We start from the raw sequence: 21,254 nt of genomic DNA, 5'->3' as shown, positions 1-21,254 counted from the left end.
ACATAGTTCTGTGATATCAGGTACAGGGTTATGTTCCTTCAATGTTAGAGGACATCTTGTTATGCTTAATTCCAGAACAGATGTTAAGGAGTGGGGGAGCATATGCATAAATCCTGGATGAAACGGCAGAGCAGGCTCGGGTATCTGTTTATTGGGCCCAATATGATTGGCGTGCTGTTGTTTTTTATTATACCGGCTGTCTATTCATTCTATCTCATGTTCACGGATTACAAATTCATGAGCCCGGAGACGAATTTCATCGGGCTGGACAATATCCGCCGGATGTTGAATGATGATCTGTTTGGCGTGGCGCTGCGAAATACATTTGTATTTCTGTTAGCGGTTCCGGTATCGATGGGGTTGGCTTTTATCGTGGCGGTGGCGCTGAACAAGTCGGTGTATTGGCAAAAAACGCTGCGTGCTCTCTATTTCATGCCCTATATCACCAGCGGTGTTGCCATCGCCTTTGTCTGGATGCTGCTGTTCCAGCCAACATCGGGTCCGATTAATGGTTTCTTGCGCGGAATCGGTATTACGAACCCACCAGGCTGGTTATCAACAACTGAATGGTCTATGTATGCGATTGATATCATCTGGATCTGGTTCATGCTGGGTTACAACATGATTATTTATCTCGCTGCTTTGCAGGAAATCCCGGAGGAATTAGTTGAGGCTGCACGGATTGATGGAGCCCGCCCCTGGCAGACGATACGCCAAGTGATTTGGCCTCTTGTGAGCCCGACGACTTTTTTACTGTTGATTACAGGACTGATTATGACGATCAAAAACTTTGGCATTATTCAAGCGATTACCCAGGGTGGACCGGGGAACAGTACAACTGTGCTGTCGTTGTTTATCTACCAGAATGCCTTCCGTTATTACGAGATGGGCTACGCTGCTGCCATTAGCTGGGCACTCTTTGCCATCATCATGATCTTCACTGTATTGCAGTGGCTCGGTCAGAAACGTTGGGTTCACTATTAAGGAGGGGAGGGATCGTTATGGAGAAATCAATTGCCTCGAACGCGAAGTCCACAGCTCCGCAATCACCTAAAGTTAAAGTCCGCATGGAGTCCTTGACGCAGATTCGAAGAATCATACTGACACTTCTGATGTCCGGGTTTGCTTTGCTGATGATTATGCCGTTCATCTGGATGATCAGCACATCGTTCAAATCTCCTGCGGACGTATTCACCTACCCCATCCAGTGGATACCCTCCAGCCTGAACTGGGAGCATCATATCAAGGTCTGGAGCGGGGCGGACACCTTTGCGACGTATTATCTGAACTCGTTGAAAATATCGCTAATTAGCACGATCGGAGCTGTATTTCTCTCGGCTTTTGCAGCCTATGGCTTCGCACGGATTCAATTCAAAGGTCGGGAGACATTGTTCCTGATCTATCTCTCGATGATGATGGTGCCGCCGCAGGTGCTCTTTGTGCCCAAGTTCCTGATGTTTGAATGGGTTGGCATATATAATACGCATTGGGCATTGATTCTGCCCGGAATGTTCACGATCTTTGGCGTGTTTATGCTGCGGCAATTCTTCCTGTCGGTGCCTACGGAGATCTCGGAAGCGGCATTCATCGACGGTGCTGGTCACCTGCGCATATTCTTCAGGTTGATTCTGCCCTTGGCCAAGCCAGCGCTGGCTACCCTGGCGATCATTGATTTTTCCTGGCATTGGAATGACTATGAAAATGCACTTGTGTTCCTGATCGACAAAGACCTGTACACCGTGCCGCTCGGACTGCAGAACTTTATTCTGGAGAATAATGTAGATTACAACGGCATGATGGCCGCTGCCACGGCAGGCATTATTCCGATGATCATCGTTTTCCTCGTGGGTCAGCATTATATCATTCAGGGCGTGGCCGGAAGTGCCGTAAAGGGCTGAAGCTGCTGTCACTGTGATCCCATATAATAACCCTTTTGCTGAACGAAGAAATCTTCGCGGCAGAAGGGGTTTCTGTTAAAAGGGAGAATTAATCTTCTCCAATACAATAGTTCAAACTTCGTATATAATTAACAATGACATATGATGCTGTATGACTACATAACTATCGCGAGGTGCACTAGACTTATGCCAACCATCTACGACTTTACCGTAACCAGAACCAGTGGAGAGCGTTTCCCACTCTATCAATATGAAGGAAAGCCTGTGCTCATCGTAAACACGGCAAGTAAATGTAAGTATACGCACCAGTTCGACGACATGCAGAAGCTGTATGATCAGTACAAGGATCAAGGGCTTCAGATTATTGGTTTCCCATGTAACCAGTTTGCAGAGCAGGAGCCTGGAAGCGGTTCGGAAGCGGAATCGTTTTGCCAGATTAACTATGGTGTGAAATTTCCGATGTTCTCCAAACTGGATGTGAATGGAGAAGCGGCGCACCCGCTCTACGACTTTTTGAAAAGATCAGGGCCTTTTGCTGGCTTTGATGAAACAGATATACAGGCCAAATTATTGAAATTGATGGTGGCCGATAAAGCACCAGAATGGTTACACGGCGATGCAATCAAATGGAATTTCACGAAATTCCTGATTGATGCAGAGGGTCGTGTGGTCAGACGCTTCGAACCGATCGACTCCATCGACGAGATTCAAGAGAGTATTAAACAGCTTCTATAATTTCACTTTCATATATCCTACAGGGGCATGACACGAATCGTTTCCCTCTTCCGAACAGGAGGTGCATGAATGTGCCGAGCATGATGCAATTTAGTGCTTCACTGGAGTATAGTTACCGATCCACCAGCACGTTTAACCCAGGCAAGTCAGATGGATTCCATTCACATCCACATTATGAGATTTATTATTTTCATGATGGAGAATGTACTTATATTATAGGAGACCGGGTATACAACCTGGAGCCGGGTGATCTGGTGTTAATGCATGGCTTGACTCTTCATCGACCACATCCGAAACCCGGCAGTGCTTATGAGCGAAGCACATTGCATTTTGATCCGTCTGCCATTCGCAGCAGCCTGCATCCTGACCGTATGGCTGAGGTCCTGAGACCATTTGAAGAACTCAGAAATTGCCGGGTCAATCTGAAGGGAGATAACCGCTCTGAATTCGAAGCTTTATTGCATGATCTTCATCGTCTGTCTCAAAGTCAGAGCATTTTCAGGCAAGAGCGAATGAATGTCAGACTGTGTGATCTGTTGTATTTTGTAGCAGAGATCTGCCAGGGTGATGTCCAGGAACAACTTCCCTCATCGGAGAGGGAGCGGCATGTCCAACACATTATTCGTTATGTGGATACCCATTATATGAAGGACATTGGTCTGGATGATTTGGCACTGGAATTACATCTGTCCAAGCCATATCTGGCAGGCATGTTTAAGGAAATGACAGGTTTGACGATATTCAAATACCTGTATGACCGCCGTATCAATCAGGCGAAGCTTTTGTTTCAGTTTCAGCCTGAGATCACCGTGACAGAAGCAAGTCGTTTGTCCGGTTTCAAACGCCTTTCGCATTTTAGTCGGATGTTCAAACAAAGTGTGGGATGTTCGCCTGATCTGTACCGTACCCAATTGCATCGCCAATCATAGAAGCCCTCTGTGAGCTGACCAGCTTGTCTGGTTGGCTTTTTTTGTTGATTTTCGTTCGTGGAATGCATACCACTGTGTTTAGAGGACACGCAGAACAGGTATAGAAAGGTAATGAACCCAGAGGAGGCGAATATGAATGAAACAGCGCACACCGGATCAGAATAACAGTGATACCCATCAGGAACAATCCCGTGACAATCCTGAACAATATAAGACAGAGCACGAAAGTATGCTTGATCGACATGAAGAAGAACAGACTGTAGATCCAATTCCGATGGAAGATCTGAATATGGAAGCTCAGGAAGAGAAGAATAAAGATCAGACAAAAAGCAACTCGTCTACGGAAGAGAAATACAGAGCGGATTATCGCAAAAAGACGGGCGAAGGATAATTCCAATTGCTGTATTGGGCAAACTTGTTGAATTGTTTTCGGTGAATGTATATTTAGTGAAAATAAATTAGTTTGTTGACTAATGTATGTTACTATATTATAGTTACTATATTGGCAAATGAAAAAAATATTGGGAGGCGAATAAGAATGACAACTTTTTTTGATGCGTTGAAAAACAGAAGATCTTATTATGGAATCAGCAAGGAATCTACAATTTCGGATGCTAAAATCCAGGAAATCGTAGAAGAAGCGGTGAAATATACACCAACTTCCTTTAACTCACAAACATCCCGTGCCGTTGTATTGCTTGGTGAACAACATGATAAATTGTGGAATCACACCGAAGAAATTTTGCGTGAAGTGGTAGGTAATGAAGAAGCCTTCAAATCCACAGCAGAGAAAATGACTGGATTCCGCAGCGGATATGGTACGGTTCTCTTCTTCGAAGACAACAATGCGATCGCACAGCTTCAACAAAACTTTGCAGCTTATGCAGATAACTTTCCAATCTGGGCTAATCAATCCAACGGTATGTTGCAACTGGTAATCTGGACTGCTCTGGAGCAAGAAGGTCTGGGTGCATCTTTGCAGCACTACAACCCGTTGATTGACGAGAAAGTGAAGCAAGAATGGAACATTCCTGAGAACTGGAGATTGATTGCTCAGATGCCATTTGGTAAACCAACGGCAGCACCGGGTGAGAAAGAATTCCAACCCATTGAAGAGCGTGTAAAAGTACACAAGTAAATCAATTTCATAATACCTTCAGCTGCTTCAATCAAGGCTAGATATAGATCAAAACGTTTCAATTTGTCTATATCTAGTTACATAAATTCATTTTAATGAGTTATGAAATTGATTCAAGTAAGCTTCGCATTTCCCAACATTTAACCACATACGGCCTCGCTTCAATTTGATACGATGATAGTTGATCGTAATCCAATGAAGCGAGGCTTTTTGATGTGAATAATAGATTAAAAGACATAACGAACCAACGGATATGGAAAATGGCTTTATGCGGGTTATTAACACTTGGATCGGTGGCTGGATACGGCTCTACCGTTCAGGCTGCAAGCGCGCAGCAACAGTTTCAGGATACGCGCACCAGTTATGCCAGGGATGCCATCACACATCTGGTGAATAAAGGTATTGCTGCCGGTACTTCAAAGACTACGTTTGAACCGAAGAAAGCCGTTACTCGTGCAGAATTTGCGACGTTTGCGGTGAGATTGCTAGGTTTGAAGCCCGTTAAAAATAATATAAACCCCTATCAGGATATAAGCATGAATGCTTGGTATTACGGCAACGTTGCCGCCATGACGAATCTTTTTATTCTGGAGGGTAAGGGTCAGGGAACGTTCCAGCCTAATGCTTCCATTACACGCGAAGAAGCGGCTGCCCTTCTTGTTCGAATGTTAAAACAACAACCCGTAGAGACATCACTCTTATCTTCAACGTATTTCGACGCAGCGGATATATCGGACTGGGCACGTCCTTATGTGCAGACGGTATATCAACTTGGACTAATGCGGGGAAGCGGAGGCATGTTCAGACCACATGACCAGGTAACACGAGAAGAAGCAGCCGTAATGCTCGATGCCATTTTACAAAAGAAAACCTGGTCTGAACAGTTACAACGTGGGGATGAACTTGGCGTTCAGCTGGGCTGGCAATATAACTCCACTACCGCTGAATTCAAGAAGCAAGTGGAACAATCTGAGGTCAATACGCTCGTCCCGCGCTGGTTTTTCCTGAACAGCAGTATGAAAGTAACGGATCACGCGGACCCTGCATTGATCTCCTGGGCATTCGCCACCAACAGGCAGTTATGGCCATTGCTTGGGAATCGTTCCGATTCGGCACTTACGCATCAGATGTTATCCAGCTCAGCCAACCGAGCGGCAGTGATCTCACAGGTAGCCGCTTATGTCAAAACCTATAAACTGGACGGCATTAATGTGGACTTCGAGAATGTTGATCCAGCGGATCGAGAAGGGCTGACGGCATTTGTGACCTCTTTGACGACTACGTTGCATGCACTCGGTGCTGTAGTGTCCGTGGACGTTTCTCCAGACCTGGGTACTGATTGGACGGATGCATTTGATTATGCCAAACTGGGCGCTGTATCGGATTATATGGTGCTGATGGGATACGAGGAACACTGGAACGGTGATCCGAAAGCAGGATCAGTGGCGTCTCTTCCATGGGTGGAAAAGGCTTTGGATACCATGCTCTCCGAGGTGGTACGTGCCAAAACAATTTTGGCCCTTCCTTTGTATACACGAGACTGGTCTTCAGTGAATCCAGCAACCAGCTCTTGGGACATTACACTGGCAGATCAGGGAATGCGTGCGCATGCTATGGGATCTGTAAGACGGTGGGATGCAAGTTTGGTTCAATATATTATTGGGTACAGTAGTAACGGTTTACCAAGATATATATGGGCAGAGGATAGTCGTTCGTTATCAGCCAAAGTCTTGATGAGTAAGCAACGGCAAATTGCTGGACTGGCTTACTGGTACATGGGCGGCGAAACAGCGGATGTATGGAGCGCCATTTCGAATGCATCGCGATTTGAATCGTATAACTTCTAAATATTCATAGACTCAAGCGACCCGGGATGCTGCCGGATGGTTTGGGTCTGTTTGTTTTGGTATAAGATAAGCAATATGAGGAATCGTTTAAGTTTGGCTGAACGGTTTAATGTATAGAAGGACAAATAGTATATATTGAACTAAACATTTACACAAAACGGAGAGGACAGAACGAAGCTGAAGAAGCGAAGCGTGCGCATTTATCACCGGATTTAACCTTTGTAAAAGATAAAAAAATCTGGGGATAACAGCGATCGGAAGGTTGTTCTGTCATCGGAGTGACCAGTGTAAATATTTGTTAGTTCAATATTATAGTTCAGGAGGAGAAGGAGCATGCGAGAGGTTGATTGCATAATTGTAGGTGGAGGGCTCGCAGGGCTTCAGGCAGCCATTCAGCTTGGACGTTATTCAGCTCATCAGGTGTTGGTAATCGACGCGGGAGAAGGCAGATCGACGTTGTGCCGGACTTATCATAATATCCTCGGTTTCCCCGATGGGGTATCCGGTGAAGAGCTTAGAGAACGAGGCAGAATGCAGGCAGAGCGGACCGGTGTATCTTTTGAGAGAGACCGCATTGTTAAAGCGGGCCGTCAGGGTGAGAAGATTCAATTGTTCGGTACTTCAGGAACTGAATATAGGAGCAAAACCGTGTTATTGGCAACGGGGCTCACGGATCGAGTTCCGGATATTCCGGGATTAACTCCAACGCTGGGCCGAACAGTCTATGTCTGCCCCGATTGTGATGGTTATGAGATTCAGAATCAACGTACGGTACTATTGGGATCTGGAGAAGCAGGTGCCAATATGGCGATGATTTTAATTCAGCGTACGAATGATCTGTTATATATCAATCATGAGCAGGCTCCCATATCTGCAGAGCTTCATCGCAGCATGAAAGAGGCGGGAGTGCGTTATCTGGAAGCGGCTGCCCAGGAAGTGCAACAGATTGAGGATGGCCATATCACCGGTGTTCTGACCGAAGATGGACAGATCTTTGAGTCGGAGCGTGGGTTTATCGCATTTGGAGGCAATCGTGTACATTATGAACTGGCGGAGCAGCTTGGAGCTGTAATCGCAGATAATAAACATGTGGAAGCTGATCCACGTAGCTTGCAGGCAGCGACGAATGTGTGGATTGCCGGGGATCTGGGCCTGCACGCAGAACAAGCAACGGTTGCGATGGGTGAGGGTTCCATTGCCGCGATCTGGATTCATAAGGCGTTACAGCAGATGACAAAGGATTCACTTTGAAATTTCACCTCCAGATATGAGGTTGATTATTCAATTGTTCATTATCAAAAAGTCCTCCCAACCCATGCATGCGGCAGGAGGACTTTTTGAGTATCTTTTGTTAGTGAGAAAAGGATTACGCTTATTTGTCTGATTAATCCGTTGACTTGGAAGAAGATGTCTTGTCCTTCGAGTCATGGGAGAAATCTTTGCGAATGTTGTCCACAATATCACCAACCACGCCTTCGATCATATCGGTTGGTCCGGGATTATTTTTGTCTGGATGGATAACGGTATTCACTCCTGGTTCAAGTTCATCGTTTGTCTTCTCATGTTTGGTTTTATCACTCATGTGAATCCCTCCTGGTTCGATAATGTGTAAGGTGTTCATTAACATATCCAAACACCGTTACATATATGTAAACGATTAACCGCTGTAGTTCTTTTGAAACGTGTACTTGCTCATATATAGAAGATATATACAGAATTGAACGTACTGATTAAACTTCTGCAATACGTTTATATTATAGATAACCAATGAGTATTAAGTTTAAAGCTTGAAACCAATAAACAACCATTATGCAGGAGGTTATGAAAATGAATGAAGAAAATCATGTAATCCATAAAGATGGCCAAGTTTCAACGGACAAGGTGGACAATGCAATCGAGAAGATTGCGCCGGAAGAAAGAGAACAGATTTTACAGAACTTTGATGCGTTCAAAGAATACCTGGGTAAGCGAATTGCCATGGGAGAATCAATCGGACTAAGCGAGGAGCAGATGGCCAAAATTGCTGAGAAAGTAGCGGATTATCTGGCAGCTCGGGAGGAGCCCCGTAATCGAGAAGAAAAACTGCTTCAGGAGCTGTGGAATGTCGGCAAGGAAGATGAACGTCACATGCTGGCTCATATGCTCGTTCGTTTGGCACAAAGCTCCACACCCAATCATTAAGAGTAGGAAGTAAATAACCCCTGAATGGCGATGCCTTCAGGGGTTATTGCCGTTTACGGAGACTACAGAGAGAAGTGATGACGCGCGTTGTAACTATTTTTAATCTGGCTGATACTTTTATAATCTCCCTAACAAGTATGATAGTAAAAGAAAGAACGTTGGAATTGATAGTTCACATGAGCGTTTGAGAAGGAAGACTTCCGGTTAAGGAATAGTAACGTTCATATTAAGGAGAGATGTTACCTATGAAGAACGCGACAAAACAATGGAAACTACGAATGATCGGTGCAGTTGTTGCTTTACTTGGTATGATTGTGCTGACTACATATTTACTTACCCCTGCGAATGCTCAAGGCAGTACGGACGATCAACAACCTTCTGCGAAAGAAGCTCAAGTTGCCAACTCCGAGATGTTTACAGCCTATGTTGAAGGTATGCATATAGAAGACGGCAAATTGTTTATGACAGTGGACAAGATTGGCTGGTATCAGGGTGAAGAAGCCAATGCGATTTTTGCACAGCGTAATCCGGAAGCTGGTATAGACGGTGCTCCAGATGGTTACTATATTGTCAACGATAGCAAAGAGCAGGAGCAGGTTGAGGTTAGTGCCAATGCTGAAGTGTTGATGCAGTTGTATGATCGGGATGGTACGATGCAGGGCGCAGACATTCAGTGGAATGAACCTGTGACATTATCCAAGTTCGAATCGTTGTATGAGAATACCCGTATTCTTGATCTGTCCGTATTCCCGTATCATCTGACGGTGCAGGACGGAAAAGTTACTAAAATTGTGCAACAATACATCCCATAAAATAAGATGAAATTCTCATTCAAGCATTCCTCCTGTTCATTGGAACGGTGAGGGATGTTTTTTTGGTTATGACAAATTCATGAAAGCGATTGTAATTAATGGTAGGTACATGTATCATTATTGGAATGGCGTTTTTACATAGTTCAGGAGGAGCCTCATGCTTAAAGACATGATTGCATTAACTAAGCCCGGACTACTAAGGTTAAATGTGTTTGCGGTGGCGGTAGGATTCTGGGTAGCTTCAAAATGGGATATTGCATGGTTATCTCTACTCATGGTCGTGATTGGATCAACCTTGGTTATTGCTTCAGCTTGTGTAATCAACAATTATTGGGATCGTGAATTGGACCAAAAGATGGAGCGCACCAAAAAAAGGATGGATTACATTAACCATCTGAAGCCAGGGTTTGTACTTGGCTATGGCATTATTCTTGGTGTTGTAGGACTAGCAGTACTGTATCTCCTGGTGAATCCGTTATCAGGCTGGATGGCACTGCTTGGATGGTTCGCTTACATCGTGATTTACACGATGTGGTTGAAACGCAGTTCAACGTGGAGCACGTCGCTGGGTGGAATTGCAGGAGCGATGCCGCCTGTCATCGGTTATACGTCTGTAACCAATGAGATTGATGCAGGTGCCTGGTTGCTGTTTGCACTATTATTCTTGTGGCAACCACCACACTTCTGGTCTTTGGGTATTCGCCGGGTAGAGGAGTATCGTGCTGCGGGCTTCCCGTTGTTGCCAGTGGTTAAAGGGGTGAAACGCACCAAGTTTCAGATGATTCCTTATGTTTTTCTGCTGCTTCCTGCTGTATTTCTGTTGTATTATTGCGACTACGTAGGTCTGGTATTTCTGATTGTATCTCTGGTCGGTGGACTGATCTGGTTCGTGCATACACTTAGCGGACTGAAGACACAGGATGATGAGAAGTGGGCAAAAGTGAACTTTCTGATCTCGGTGAACTATCTCATGCTCGTATTTATTGTCATGGTAGCGAATACGGTATGGTCATAATTAGACGTTGCACAGATCATTTTCAGAGAGATTTCAGCTTAAACTAGCTGGCTGCATCGAATGAAAAAGCACACTATGGAATAGCGTTTGGACAACCTTGAGTTGTTACAACATATTCTCCAGTGTGCTTTTTTGGTATAATAAAACAATTGGATTATATATGTGGAAATTATAATGCAAGATGGGAAGTGACAACATGAGTAATTTGGAACAGGCCGCACAATGGAGACAAGAAGGTAAGGTGCAGGAAGCGATTGAACTACTGCAAGAGATTACAGTCCAGGAACCCGAGAATGCGAATGTCTGGTACCAACTGGCTTGGGCACATGATTCGCTTGGATTGGAGCGGGAAGCTGTTCCGCATTATGAGAAGGCACTGAGTCTTGGACTTTCTGGCGAGGACAGGGCAGGTGCAATACTCGGACTAGGCAGTACATATCGAACGCTTGGACAGTACGAGCGGGCAAAGGTTTGGTTTGAAACGGGCTTGAAAGAATTCCCGGCGTACCGGGAATTTGAGGTTTTCTATGCCATGGTGCTCTATAATCTGGGTGAACATGCAGAAGCGATGCAAAGACTGCTCGTGCAACTTGCGGACACATCAAGTGACAAGAGAATCAATGACTATAACCGAGCCATCCGTTATTACGCAGATCAGCTCGATCGGGTGTGGGAATAGATCGAATACACAGAACAGGGAGATGGATGAATGAACTCCAATCAAGATCTGAAACAAGTGAATGAAAGGTTGGATCAACTTGAGAAAAAGCTGGATAACCTGGGAGGTAGCCAGCAGAACAAACGCTCACTTGGTGTGCGCTTCCTAATTGGTTTTGGCATCACGATTGCGGTTATATTTGTACTGCTGCTGACTCTTGGTGTTATCCAATTTGTGAGTAACGGATAGATGAAAGGATCATACCGAAAAAGGTAGTGAGTTCTCCAAATTTACTTACATGGCCAGGCCGAGCCACTGTTGCACTTCTTCAATGAACCGTCGCGTAGCGGGCGATAGATTGCCCAAAGACGGGCAGGCCATGCCAATCGTACGATAAGGATCTCCAGAGAGTGGCACGAGCGCGAGTGAATCGGTATGATTTTGAAGTACCATTTCCGGAAGCAGGCTGATACCGAGGCCATTACGTACCATCGCCATGATGGCTTGATCTTCGGCGACTTCATAGACGACATTAAGCTTGGCTGCATGCTGACGGATCAGTCGTTCAATCTCGTTATCTCCGCCCCACTTGGGCAGAATAAAGGGTTGCTCCAGCAGAATATCAAACGAAACAGATTCCTCTGAGGTGAGAGGATGATCCAGAGGCAGGATGCACATCATCCTGTCTTTTTGTAATGGGATCGTCTCAAAAGGTGATGAATCGCCGAGGGACAGAAATCCGAGATCGATGGCACCTCCAGCCAGCCAGCCCTCAATCTCAGCATAATCGCCCTCCCACAGCTTGATTTCAATTCCTGGATGACGCAGGCGAAATTGTTTCAGGATGCCAGGCAACCACTGTGTGGAGACACTTGCGAACGTACCGATACGCACAGTACCAATCTCCGCGCCGCGAATGAGAGAGATCTCCTGATTCATCAGTTCCGTCCAGCGCAGAATCTCACGGGTGTATCCCAGAATACGTTCGCCTTCAGCGGTAACCCGTACACCGGAGCGGCCGCGATGGAGCAGTGAAAAACCACATTCTGTCTCCAGACTTGCGATGGCATGGCTGACGGCGGATTGGGTGATATTCAGCGCTTCTGCTGCTTTGGTGAGACTGCCATATTCCACAATGGTATTTAATATTTCGTATTTGATCAATGACATGAAAGGTTCCGTTCCTTCCCTCATTTAATAGATGAGTTTGTTTCATATAATCCATTATAAATATTCATTTTTATAATGCAAAGAGATCGTTTATACTTGCCAAGGCAAGTTAGTTTAACGCGCGATCACACAGATCAGAATACATAGAATGAAGGTTGAAGCAAGATGAATGGTGTACAGGTTAATCAAGGTCAGACAACAAGAAGAGCGGACATACAGATGCTGCTCGCAACGGTTATATGGGGATCATCCTATCTGTTTATGAAATCGGGTCTGGAGTCCATGCAAGAATTGAATCTGGTCGCATTTCGTTTTGGAATTGCCTTTATTGCGGCAGGACTTCTTTTTCATCGGCGGTTGTTTAAGATGGATCGCAGAACACTTGTGGCAGGAGCGATTATGGGGACAGCATTATTCGCTGCATTTGTATTCATCACATATGGTGTGCAACGAACAACGACATCCCAAGCGGGATTCCTGATCAGTTTGGCCGTTATTTTTGTACCGATCCTGACGACCATCCAGCATCGTCGTATGCCAGACAAACGATTGACGCTCAGTATCCTGGTTGCAGTTACCGGGCTTGGCTTGCTGACGCTTCAACATCAGCTTAGTCTGCACACGGGAGATATTCTGTGCATACTAGCAGCACTTGTGTATGCCATCTATATAATGATTGCTGGCAAGTTCACACCGAAGCATGATCCATTAACATTGGGGACAGTTCAGTTGGGTGTTGCAGCGATGTGGGGAATTGCAGCTACATTCATGCTGGAGACGCCACGTATGCCCAATACGCCTGAATCCTGGGCAGCCATTCTCGGGTTAGGTGTATTGTGTAGCGGATTGGGATATATTCTGCAGACACTCGCACAGCGCCATGCTACTCCCACGAGAACAAGTCTGATCTTTTCACTCGAACCACTGTTTGCAGCAGCCTTTGCATTTACCTTTCAAGGGGAATCGCTAACGTTGCAAGGGTATGCGGGAGCAGCTTTGATGTTGGTTGGTGTTCTGATCACAGAGATCAAACTTCCACAGCCGATCTTCTGGCGCACAAAACGTCAAGCGCTCCAGCCGGAACTCAGCGATCAGGGAGCACCGGGCATATAATTAGGGCACAATGGTCCTTTCGTCATCTTCTATGGAAGGTGGAGAGGGGATCTTTTTTGTTATGTGGAACACTTGTTTAACAGATAATCAGCTACCTAACAAAAACGGATTAACATAACCTTGTTTTGTTGATTTTTGTTTTTTTGTGCTACACTAAATGGAAAATTAGGAAAACGGGTGAGTAGGATGGCCAAAAGAGTAACGATGCAGCAAATTGCGGATGCTGCGGGAGTGTCCAAATTCGCAGTCTCCCGTGCGCTGACGGGCAAGCCTGGTGTGAGTGAGCATACACGCGAGATGATTGTCAGAACAGCGGGGCAGCTCGGGTATTTCAGAACTGAGCCTAAGCGGTATCCGGGGGAGACACAGATATCAACGGAGATGAAGCCAGAAGCGGAGCGCCAAGGCACTATATTGATTTTGTTTCCCAACATTCGTTCTCAGAATCGCTCATCTTTGTATTGGGGGCCTGTGTTCGACGGCATTTCTGAGAGACTGAATGAGAAGGGAATGGATATTTTAACGCTGACGGAACCCTCTTCAGATCGGATGTTCTCGGTCCTTAATCCCGAAGCAATCAGCGGAGTCATTACGGTGGGAACCATCTCGACATCAGTATTGCTGGAGATTTACAGGCTGCGTATTCCGCTTGTCATGGTGGATCATGAAGACCCTGCCATATACGCAGACTCGGTTTTTACGGACAATATGAAATGTATGAAAGAACTGGTTCTGATGCTCGCTCGCAAAGGGTACAGAAGGTTCCAGTTTGCCGGGCAACTGCCCGATGCGGCAAGTTTTAGAGAACGCTGGCTTGGATATCGTACGGTGCTGGAAGAGAAGCAGTTGGAGGGGGAACAGCAAGAAGGCTTGCTGGGACCCGAGTATGATCAGATCCGGAGATCCGTTGCTGAAATGGAGCTGGAGGATATCCCTGAAGTCTTCGTGTGTGCCAATGAACATACAGCTGTCATTGTCATTCAGGCACTCCGAATCCGAGGCATTCAGGTGCCCGAACGCTGTGCAGTAACCGGATTTGACAATACGCAGACGGATGAACCCATCCTTGCTTCGGTACATATTAACAAAGAGAATCTGGGCACAAGAGCAGTAGATCAGCTATTGTGGCGGATCAAACATCTGGATGAACCATATGAACGCAAGCTGATCTATTCGGAATTAATTATTCGTGATGAATATAACGCCAGTATATAAATCACAAAACAGATTGACTATACGAAGCATATCGTGTTAATTTTGTTTTGTAAGTTATTTGTTTTTATAATAACAAAACCTAACAAAATAATATTTACCAACTCTAACAACAATGGAGGCTGTCATGAGCACAATACCATCACATGTTTTTCAGAATTGGACGTTCAAGGCTTGCGAAGATCAAGAGTGGATGCCGGCTCAGGTGCCCGGCTGTGTGCATACAGATTTGCTGAAGCTGGGCAAGATTCCAGATCCTTTTTATGGAACGAACGAGAAGGAAGTACAATGGATTGATAAGATAGATTGGGAATATCAGACGGAATTTGACGTTGCTGAAGCGTTGTTCTCGCAGGAACATCTGGAACTGGTGTTTGATGGTCTGGATACATATGCGGATGTATATGTGAATGATGTGCATGTGTTATCAGCAGATAATATGTTCCGGGTATGGAAGGCGGATGTAAAGGCTGTATTGAAGGGGAACGGCAACATTCTCCGAATACGTTTTCGGTCACCAATTCAGGAAGACCTGCCTAAGCTGGAGAAGCTCGGATATGCATTACCTGCATCCAATGATCAGTCCGATGTTGGCGGACTTGGCGACAAGAGAGTAAGTATTTTTGCACGTAAAGCCCCGTATCACTATGGTTGGGACTGGGGTCCGCGTTTTGTAACCAGTGGGATCTGGCGTGAAGCACGTCTTGAAGGTTGGACACAGGTACGAATGAATGATGTGTATATCCAGCAAAATGAAGTAAGCGCTATCTCAGCTTCATTAACTGCTGTTGTGGAAGTCGAGACATCACAAGCGGTAGATACGATTATTCGTATTGGCGCAGATGGTCAGAGATGGGAAAGATCCGTATCGCTGCAGCCCGGAGCTCAGACGGTGGAGATTCCAATCTCCATGAATGAACCGAAACTGTGGTGGAGCCGTGGGCTTGGTGATCCGCATATGTACACCTTCTTTGCCGAAGTGCTTCAAGGTGAGCGAGCTGTGGCTGAATCTACAGTGAAGACGGGGCTTCGTTCCATTCGCCTGGTCCGTGACAAAGATGAAGCGGGAGCATCCTTTTATTTTGAATTAAACGGGGTTGCGGTCTTTGCCAAAGGGGCCAATCACATTCCGAACGATAGCTTCATCACTGAAATTACTCATGAACGTTATCGTCATGAGATCGTATCCGCAGCCGAGTCCAATATGAATATGCTGCGCGTGTGGGGTGGCGGAATCTATGAGCAGGATGTGTTCTACGAACTGTGTGATGAATACGGAATCCTGGTATGGCAAGACTTCATGTTTGCTTGCAGCATGTATCCAGGAGATGAAGCATTCCTGAACAGTGTGAGACATGAGGCGATTGATAATGTGAAACGTCTGCGTAACCATCCAAGTATTGCACTCTGGTGTGGGAACAACGAGATTGATTCGGCTTGGGCTCACTATGTTGAGAATGGTGGCTGGGGTTGGAAAAAGGATTTCACTGCCGAGCAGCGTGAACGCATCTGGGCCGATTACGAAGCCATCTTCCATGATCTGCTGCCAGAAGTGGTTGAAGCGTATGCTCCAGGTGTGGATTACTGGCCTTCCTCACCTCTTGTATCCCTGACAGGGGATGAGAAGCAGCATGCACATCCGTCTACTTCCGAAGGTGATATTCACTACTGGGGCGTGTGGCATAATGTAGAACCGTTCGAGAACTACAACGTGCATGTTGGTCGTTTCATGAGTGAATACGGTTTTCAGTCTTTCCCGGAGTACAAATCAGTTCGGACTTATGCGGAAGAAGAGGATCTGGCTCTGGAATCGGAAGTCATGCTGGCTCATCAGAAGAATGGGGCAGGCAATCGTCTGATCAAACAGTATATGGATATGTACATGCATGAATCTAAGGATTTCCCTTCGTTCCTGTATATGAGCCAGGTGCTTCAAGCGGAAGCGATGAAGACAGCCATTGAAGCGCACCGTCGCCGCAAACCATTTTGCATGGGCACCCTTTACTGGCAAATGAATGACTGCTGGCCGGTGGCTTCATGGGCAGGCATGGACTATCTTGGTCGTTGGAAAGCCTTGCAATATTATGCGAAACGCAGCTTCAGCGATGTGCTCGTATCCGTAGACGGAACCAAGGAAGATAATACAGATATATATGTTATCTCGGATCAATTACAACCTGTAAAAGGGCAGTTACAGATTCGTTTGCTCGGGTTCGACGGAATGGTGCATCGTGATGAAACACATGACGTGACCTTGGCATCTAATACAGGTGATCGAGTGCTGTCATTACGTAATGCGGAGTGGCTTGAAGGCCATGATCCAGCTAACACGCTGCTGCGCCTGGATCTGAAACAGGAAGGTGCGGCGGATATCGTACAGGAACATTATTTTGTACCGTCCAAGGACCTTGCTCTGCAGCCTGCAAACATCAATGTAAGCGGGGGAGCGGATGAGAACGGCGTTCATCTGGTACTGGAAAGTGACGTGCTTGCTAAACAGGTATGGCTATCTTCGGATGTGGAGGGTATCTTCTCGGATAACTTCTTCGACTTGATTCCTGGCATTCCGGTGAAGGTGCAGTTCACTTCCAGAGAGGGTTTGCAGTCTAATGATGTGATATCAAATCCGGGACCGATCGAGGTTCGATCCATGATTGATTTTATTCGTTTGACCTAGAAGAAACGGTTGGAGTCTCTCGTAAGAGAGATTTCAACCGTTTTTTTATTGAAACCTGATACAGGTTATATATCGTAATGGTTTCGTAATACTTCGCTTAGAGAATCGTAAGCTGTCTTGCTTATTGTAATCCATGTAAGAAATAAAATAATGGAGAGTGATAAGAATGATGAAAATGAATAAGAGCAAAAAAGTGATGGTAGCAGCGGTATTGATGATGTCTATGGCCTTTTCTGGCTTGGCAAGTGCTGCAGATATGAAAACGATTAAAAAGGATGGCATGGAGCTTGTTCAATTGAGACAGGCGGCGAAAATGTATGATTACAGCATTATGTGGGACAGCAAGGACAGATCTGTAACTTTGATGTATATGGGCAAAATGGACGACAAGATGATGAAAGACGACAACATGATGGAAGACGACATGAAGATGAAAGATGACAAAATGATGGAAGATGACATGATGATGAAAGACGATAAGATGATGAAAGACGACATTATGATGGAAGACACGATGATGCCTGCGGGAAAAACAATAAAATTATGGATTGGATCGAAAAAAATCATGGTAGACGGTATGCAAGTTAACTTGAAATCGATGCCTGTCATCCATGAAGGGAATTCGTATGCGGCTGAGTCTGTCATTAAACAATACATGATGCCAGCCATGGGAATGAAGTAATTTACGGGCTAAGCATTGCCATCACCATATGATATGATTGGCTCAAATGTATTTTCTTGAATATGGGGTGGGTTCGTTTGAATGAATGTGTACTGGTTGCTGATGATGATACGAATATTACCGACGTTTGTCGCAGGTATCTGGAACGGGAAGGTTATCTTGTCGTGACGGCCAAGGACGGTCTGGAGGCTATAGAGCTGTGGCACAGTCACACGCCAAGCTTGATTGTGCTCGACCTGATGATGCCACATAAGAATGGCTGGGAGGTCTGCAACGAGATTCGGCAAACTGAGGATGTGCCTATTGTAATGCTGACGGCCCGGGGTGAGGAACAGGACCGTCTGATGGGACTGACGATGGGGGCGGATGATTATCTGACCAAACCATTCAGTCCGAGAGAACTTGTCTTACGCGTAAAGGCAATCCTGCGGAGAATGCGAACTGCGCAGGCTTCACCTGTTACAACATCTGAATATACGATCAGTTATGAAGGGCTTACTATTGATTTTACAAAGCGTGAAGTGCACATCAACGGACAGGTAATTGAATTGACAGTTACGGAGTTTGAGATGTTGTATTTGCTGGCAAGTCACCCGGGTCAGGTGTTCTCCCGTAACCAGATGTTAAGCAAGATTTGGGATTTTAGCTATGAGGGAGATACAACAACGGTGACTGTGCATGTTCGGAGATTACGAGAGAAGATCGAACAGAATCCTTCTGACCCGAAATATATTAAAACAGTTTGGGGTATAGGCTACAAGTTTGCGGGTGGCAGTTCATGAAACTTCGCACGTACTTGGTGTTGTCCAGTCTCACAGGCATTGGCGTATTATTAATTTGTTTGTTCATCAGTTATTCCAAAATGCTGCTTACGATCGAACAATTATATTGGTTATCGGCTATAACGGCAGGGGTAGGCTTACTTTCGTTTATTCTTCAATATTTGCTGACTAAGCCATTAGAGAAATCAATTGCGCGAATTACACAGCAGACGATACGAATTGCCGAAGGGGATTTCCATACGGAAGTCCCTCTCATCGGTACGCAGGAATTTAAGCTCCTGGCACAGCAATTTAATGAAATGAGTTCCAAGCTGAAGGAAAGCTTTGATCATCTGCATCACTCAGAAACCGCGAGACGAGAGTTGATCGCCAATGTTTCCCATGATTTACGGACTCCATTGGCATCCATTCAGTCATTCGTCGAAGCGTTGGAGGATGATGTCATTAAGGATAAAGAAACCTTTCAACGTTACCTGAACACGATACGACTTGAGACGAAGCGTTTGGGAGGGCTTATTCAAGATTTGTTCGAATTATCCAGCCTGGAAGCGCAAGGGGAGGTATTTGAGCCTCAGCCTTGTCACGTCGATGAGTTGCTGCTCAGTACGTTGGAGAGTTTTTCGTTTCATCTCGCGGAGAAAACGCTGAACGTTGAAATCGATTTGCCCGATAAATTACCAGCCGCGGTCATGATGCCTGCACAAATGAAGCGGGTCCTTTCCAATTTGCTGCAAAATGCCATACAATACTCTCCTGTTGAAGGAAGAATCATTCTGGCTGCCGAAGAAAAGGGGCCGTTTATACGAATTTCAGTTACGGATGAAGGAGAAGGCATTGAAGCGGAGGAAACTTCGCGTATATTTGAACGTTTTTATCGAATTGACAAATCACGCAGCAAGAGCAATGGGGGGGCCGGGCTTGGCCTTGCCATCGCTCAATCGATTGTGGAACTCCATGGTGGCGAGATCGGGGTTCAGAGTACTAAAGGAGAAGGAAGCTGCTTCTGGTTCACGCTTCCGATCTATGTCAGTCGTTAACCTTGGTTAATCAAACGCAGTATTTATTCAGGTGGTGAATGACTTGACCAGTGATTTGGTATTCCTTTTTGGCGTTTTTGGTGCAGGGTTGTTATCGTTTTTTGCGCCATGTATTCTGCCGCTGATCCCGGTATACGTGTCTTATCTATCCGGAAGCATGGTCAACGGTACGAATCAGCAGCAGCCTGACACCAATTCGGTTCGGTTGCGGTCCACACTTGTTTTGCGGACATTTTTATTTGTTCTTGGGTTGTCCCTGGTATTTGTTTTACTCGGTTTTGGTTCCGGCATCGTTGGTAATATGATCTCAAGTCCTGTGTTTATTGCCTTCTGCGGAGCCATTGTGGTGCTTTTTGGGATTTATCAAACCGGGTTGATCCGACTATCCTGGCTGGAACAGGAGAGAAAGCTGTCAAACGATCATGCCAGACAAGGAGGGTATGTCGGAGCGTTCCTGCTGGGTCTGACGTTTAGTTTTGGCTGGACGCCATGTATCGGGCCTGTGCTGGCGGCCATTCTTGGTATCGCCGCAGGAGAAGGCTCTCCACTGTATGGCGGGTTTCTCATGTTCCTGTATACCCTTGGGTTAGCGATTCCTTTCCTGATTCTGTCCGTTTTCTCGGAATATGTTATGAAGCGGATACGTCGTTTATACAGGTACATGGGCGTCATCAAAATAACTTCCGGCTGTATTCTTATTGTCATGGGACTATTGCTAATGACAGATCGACTAAACAACTTGGTGACCTGGTTTCAATAATTGGAGGAATTTGGTATGAAGATGGCACGGAAATGGATGGTATCTGTAATCGTATATGCTGGAGTCCTGTTGATCTTGAGCGCATGTGGATCACAGCAAACTGAATCAAAACAAACGGGGTCATCATCAACCCCAGCATCAACATCCGATATGAGTTCGTCAACCATGATGAACAAGGGAGAGACAGCTCCGGAATTTTCATTGCGTGATCTGAAAGGAAACACGGTTGGACTTTCTGATGTTCAAGGCAAGAAAGTGTATGTGAAATACTGGGCTTCCTGGTGTTCCATCTGTCTTGCGGGTTTGGAAGACCTGAACAATCTGGCTGGGCAAGACAATGATTTTCAAGTCATTACGATTGTGACGCCAGACTACAAAGGAGAGAAATCCTCCCAAGCGTTTACCGAATGGTTTGACCAACAGCCATATGATAACATAACTGTTCTTTTGGATGAGAAAGGTGTATGGGCCAAGGAATTTGGCGTAAGAGCATATCCTAGTTCCTTTTATATTGGCTCTGATGGTATTTTAGCGAAATCGCAGCCAGGGCATGCATCCAATGAACAGATCATGGAATCATTACAAGAGATTTTGTGAGAAGGGAGGAA

General features: G+C 45.6%; 23 protein-coding genes. 21 read left to right on the top strand and 2 right to left on the bottom strand.

The features are described 5' to 3' along the window. Positions 1 to 102 precede the first annotated feature (102 nt). From J7E78_RS05505 to J7E78_RS05470, 8 genes are all read left to right on the top strand, one after another. Positions 103 to 984, top strand: a complete 882-nt coding sequence (locus J7E78_RS05505) for a carbohydrate ABC transporter permease (RefSeq protein WP_215075305.1) — start codon at positions 103 to 105, stop codon at positions 982 to 984. 83 nt (positions 985 to 1,067) lie between these two features. Continuing rightward, entirely contained in the window at positions 1,068 to 1,898 is an 831-nt protein-coding gene (locus J7E78_RS05500; RefSeq protein ID WP_215075554.1) for a carbohydrate ABC transporter permease, read from the top strand. A 186-nt stretch (positions 1,899 to 2,084) separates the two neighbouring features. Next, positions 2,085 to 2,633 carry a glutathione peroxidase gene (locus tag J7E78_RS05495; protein ID WP_215075304.1) on the top strand — a complete coding sequence of 183 codons (549 nt, stop codon included), beginning with the start codon at positions 2,085 to 2,087 and terminating at the stop codon, positions 2,631 to 2,633. Between the two features lie 80 nt (positions 2,634 to 2,713). Beyond that, positions 2,714 to 3,562 carry an AraC family transcriptional regulator gene (locus J7E78_RS05490; RefSeq protein WP_251034861.1) on the top strand — a complete coding sequence of 283 codons (849 nt, stop codon included), beginning with the start codon at positions 2,714 to 2,716 and terminating at the stop codon, positions 3,560 to 3,562. A gap of 136 nt (positions 3,563 to 3,698) precedes the next feature. Beyond that, complete coding sequence (locus tag J7E78_RS05485; RefSeq protein WP_215075302.1) at positions 3,699 to 3,953, top strand: hypothetical protein; 255 nt, start codon at positions 3,699 to 3,701, stop codon at positions 3,951 to 3,953. A 147-nt stretch (positions 3,954 to 4,100) separates the two neighbouring features. Beyond that, a complete protein-coding gene (locus J7E78_RS05480; protein WP_036670536.1) occupies positions 4,101 to 4,700 on the top strand; it encodes a nitroreductase family protein in 600 nt (199 codons plus the stop codon). 215 nt (positions 4,701 to 4,915) lie between these two features. After that, entirely contained in the window at positions 4,916 to 6,547 is a 1,632-nt protein-coding gene (locus J7E78_RS05475) for an S-layer homology domain-containing protein (protein WP_311516932.1), read from the top strand. A 333-nt stretch (positions 6,548 to 6,880) separates the two neighbouring features. Beyond that, on the top strand, positions 6,881 to 7,798 hold the full coding sequence (locus J7E78_RS05470; RefSeq protein ID WP_215075301.1) for an NAD(P)/FAD-dependent oxidoreductase: 918 nt from the start codon (positions 6,881 to 6,883) through the stop codon (positions 7,796 to 7,798). 133 nt (positions 7,799 to 7,931) lie between these two features. On the opposite strand, the gene J7E78_RS05465 is transcribed toward J7E78_RS05470, so the two are convergent. Continuing rightward, positions 7,932 to 8,129 carry a hypothetical protein gene (locus tag J7E78_RS05465; protein WP_215075300.1) on the bottom strand — a complete coding sequence of 66 codons (198 nt, stop codon included), beginning with the start codon at positions 8,127 to 8,129 and terminating at the stop codon, positions 7,932 to 7,934. Between the two features lie 245 nt (positions 8,130 to 8,374). Here J7E78_RS05465 and J7E78_RS05460 point away from each other — a divergent pair, with 245 nt between their 5' ends. From J7E78_RS05460 to J7E78_RS05440, 5 genes are all read left to right on the top strand, one after another. Continuing rightward, positions 8,375 to 8,728 (top strand): DUF3243 domain-containing protein, encoded by a 354-nt coding sequence (locus J7E78_RS05460; RefSeq protein ID WP_036609024.1) that lies wholly within the window; start codon positions 8,375 to 8,377, stop codon positions 8,726 to 8,728. 245 nt (positions 8,729 to 8,973) lie between these two features. Further along, positions 8,974 to 9,540: a hypothetical protein gene (locus J7E78_RS05455; protein WP_215075299.1), complete on the top strand. Its 567-nt coding sequence runs from the start codon at positions 8,974 to 8,976 to the stop codon at positions 9,538 to 9,540. 157 nt (positions 9,541 to 9,697) lie between these two features. Beyond that, entirely contained in the window at positions 9,698 to 10,555 is an 858-nt protein-coding gene (gene cyoE / locus J7E78_RS05450) for a heme o synthase (RefSeq protein ID WP_215075298.1), read from the top strand. A gap of 196 nt (positions 10,556 to 10,751) precedes the next feature. After that, a complete protein-coding gene (locus J7E78_RS05445) occupies positions 10,752 to 11,234 on the top strand; it encodes a tetratricopeptide repeat protein (RefSeq protein WP_215075297.1) in 483 nt (160 codons plus the stop codon). A 30-nt stretch (positions 11,235 to 11,264) separates the two neighbouring features. Then, entirely contained in the window at positions 11,265 to 11,462 is a 198-nt protein-coding gene (locus tag J7E78_RS05440) for a hypothetical protein (protein WP_215075296.1), read from the top strand. Between the two features lie 45 nt (positions 11,463 to 11,507). Here the strand turns inward: J7E78_RS05440 and J7E78_RS05435 are convergent, their stop codons facing one another. Then, positions 11,508 to 12,383, bottom strand: coding sequence for a LysR family transcriptional regulator (locus J7E78_RS05435; protein ID WP_215075295.1), 876 nt, complete (start codon positions 12,381 to 12,383; stop codon positions 11,508 to 11,510). A 165-nt stretch (positions 12,384 to 12,548) separates the two neighbouring features. Between J7E78_RS05435 and J7E78_RS05430 the strand changes: the two genes are divergently transcribed. The 8 genes from J7E78_RS05430 (at position 12,549) to J7E78_RS05395 (ending at position 21,243) form a co-directional block, all read left to right on the top strand. Continuing rightward, positions 12,549 to 13,496, top strand: a complete 948-nt coding sequence (locus J7E78_RS05430; RefSeq protein WP_215075294.1) for a DMT family transporter — start codon at positions 12,549 to 12,551, stop codon at positions 13,494 to 13,496. Positions 13,497 to 13,682: 186 nt separating this feature from the next. Next, positions 13,683 to 14,711: a LacI family DNA-binding transcriptional regulator gene (locus J7E78_RS05425; RefSeq protein WP_215075293.1), complete on the top strand. Its 1,029-nt coding sequence runs from the start codon at positions 13,683 to 13,685 to the stop codon at positions 14,709 to 14,711. Between the two features lie 124 nt (positions 14,712 to 14,835). After that, on the top strand, positions 14,836 to 17,385 hold the full coding sequence (locus J7E78_RS05420; RefSeq protein ID WP_215075292.1) for a beta-mannosidase: 2,550 nt from the start codon (positions 14,836 to 14,838) through the stop codon (positions 17,383 to 17,385). 166 nt (positions 17,386 to 17,551) lie between these two features. Beyond that, positions 17,552 to 18,067 carry a hypothetical protein gene (locus J7E78_RS05415; protein ID WP_215075291.1) on the top strand — a complete coding sequence of 172 codons (516 nt, stop codon included), beginning with the start codon at positions 17,552 to 17,554 and terminating at the stop codon, positions 18,065 to 18,067. A gap of 77 nt (positions 18,068 to 18,144) precedes the next feature. Then, positions 18,145 to 18,849: a response regulator transcription factor gene (locus J7E78_RS05410; RefSeq protein WP_215075290.1), complete on the top strand. Its 705-nt coding sequence runs from the start codon at positions 18,145 to 18,147 to the stop codon at positions 18,847 to 18,849. Beyond that, positions 18,846 to 19,886 carry a sensor histidine kinase gene (locus J7E78_RS05405; protein ID WP_215075289.1) on the top strand — a complete coding sequence of 347 codons (1,041 nt, stop codon included), beginning with the start codon at positions 18,846 to 18,848 and terminating at the stop codon, positions 19,884 to 19,886. Before J7E78_RS05410 ends, J7E78_RS05405 begins: the two co-directional genes overlap by 4 nt. Before the next feature lie 34 nt (positions 19,887 to 19,920). Next, positions 19,921 to 20,646, top strand: coding sequence for a cytochrome c biogenesis CcdA family protein (locus J7E78_RS05400; RefSeq protein ID WP_397330471.1), 726 nt, complete (start codon positions 19,921 to 19,923; stop codon positions 20,644 to 20,646). A 15-nt stretch (positions 20,647 to 20,661) separates the two neighbouring features. Further along, the gene (locus tag J7E78_RS05395) at positions 20,662 to 21,243 is read left to right on the top strand and encodes a redoxin family protein (protein WP_215075287.1); all 582 of its coding nucleotides are present in this window, start codon (positions 20,662 to 20,664) and stop codon (positions 21,241 to 21,243) included. The last annotated feature ends 11 nt before the right edge of the window (positions 21,244 to 21,254 follow it).

Source organism: Paenibacillus polymyxa (assembly GCF_018614975.1).
GTDB lineage: Bacteria > Bacillota > Bacilli > Paenibacillales > Paenibacillaceae > Paenibacillus > Paenibacillus polymyxa_E.
Note: the sequence above shows the minus strand (reverse complement) of the source record. Positions and strands in the feature narration are given on the sequence as shown.

Excerpts from the sequence above, each read along its gene's own strand:
- J7E78_RS05405 (WP_215075289.1), top strand. The coding sequence starts at position 18,846 with ATGAAACTTCGCACGTACTTGGTGTTGTCCAGTCTCACAGGCATTGGC.
- J7E78_RS05500 (WP_215075554.1), top strand. The coding sequence starts at position 1,068 with ATGGAGTCCTTGACGCAGATTCGAAGAATCATACTGACACTTCTGATG.
- J7E78_RS05445 (WP_215075297.1), top strand. The coding sequence starts at position 10,752 with ATGAGTAATTTGGAACAGGCCGCACAATGGAGACAAGAAGGTAAGGTG.
- J7E78_RS05435 (WP_215075295.1), bottom strand. The coding sequence starts at position 12,383 with ATGTCATTGATCAAATACGAAATATTAAATACCATTGTGGAATATGGC.
- J7E78_RS05490 (WP_251034861.1), top strand. The coding sequence starts at position 2,714 with ATGATGCAATTTAGTGCTTCACTGGAGTATAGTTACCGATCCACCAGC.
- J7E78_RS05480 (WP_036670536.1), top strand. The coding sequence starts at position 4,101 with ATGACAACTTTTTTTGATGCGTTGAAAAACAGAAGATCTTATTATGGA.
- J7E78_RS05455 (WP_215075299.1), top strand. The coding sequence starts at position 8,974 with ATGAAGAACGCGACAAAACAATGGAAACTACGAATGATCGGTGCAGTT.
- J7E78_RS05505 (WP_215075305.1), top strand. The coding sequence starts at position 103 with ATGCATAAATCCTGGATGAAACGGCAGAGCAGGCTCGGGTATCTGTTT.
- J7E78_RS05415 (WP_215075291.1), top strand. The coding sequence starts at position 17,552 with ATGATGAAAATGAATAAGAGCAAAAAAGTGATGGTAGCAGCGGTATTG.
- J7E78_RS05430 (WP_215075294.1), top strand. The coding sequence starts at position 12,549 with ATGAATGGTGTACAGGTTAATCAAGGTCAGACAACAAGAAGAGCGGAC.
- J7E78_RS05465 (WP_215075300.1), bottom strand. The coding sequence starts at position 8,129 with ATGAGTGATAAAACCAAACATGAGAAGACAAACGATGAACTTGAACCA.
- J7E78_RS05395 (WP_215075287.1), top strand. The coding sequence starts at position 20,662 with ATGAAGATGGCACGGAAATGGATGGTATCTGTAATCGTATATGCTGGA.
- J7E78_RS05485 (WP_215075302.1), top strand. The coding sequence starts at position 3,699 with ATGAAACAGCGCACACCGGATCAGAATAACAGTGATACCCATCAGGAA.
- J7E78_RS05440 (WP_215075296.1), top strand. The coding sequence starts at position 11,265 with ATGAACTCCAATCAAGATCTGAAACAAGTGAATGAAAGGTTGGATCAA.
- J7E78_RS05420 (WP_215075292.1), top strand. The coding sequence starts at position 14,836 with ATGAGCACAATACCATCACATGTTTTTCAGAATTGGACGTTCAAGGCT.
- cyoE (WP_215075298.1), top strand. The coding sequence starts at position 9,698 with ATGCTTAAAGACATGATTGCATTAACTAAGCCCGGACTACTAAGGTTA.
- J7E78_RS05460 (WP_036609024.1), top strand. The coding sequence starts at position 8,375 with ATGAATGAAGAAAATCATGTAATCCATAAAGATGGCCAAGTTTCAACG.
- J7E78_RS05425 (WP_215075293.1), top strand. The coding sequence starts at position 13,683 with ATGGCCAAAAGAGTAACGATGCAGCAAATTGCGGATGCTGCGGGAGTG.
- J7E78_RS05495 (WP_215075304.1), top strand. The coding sequence starts at position 2,085 with ATGCCAACCATCTACGACTTTACCGTAACCAGAACCAGTGGAGAGCGT.
- J7E78_RS05470 (WP_215075301.1), top strand. The coding sequence starts at position 6,881 with ATGCGAGAGGTTGATTGCATAATTGTAGGTGGAGGGCTCGCAGGGCTT.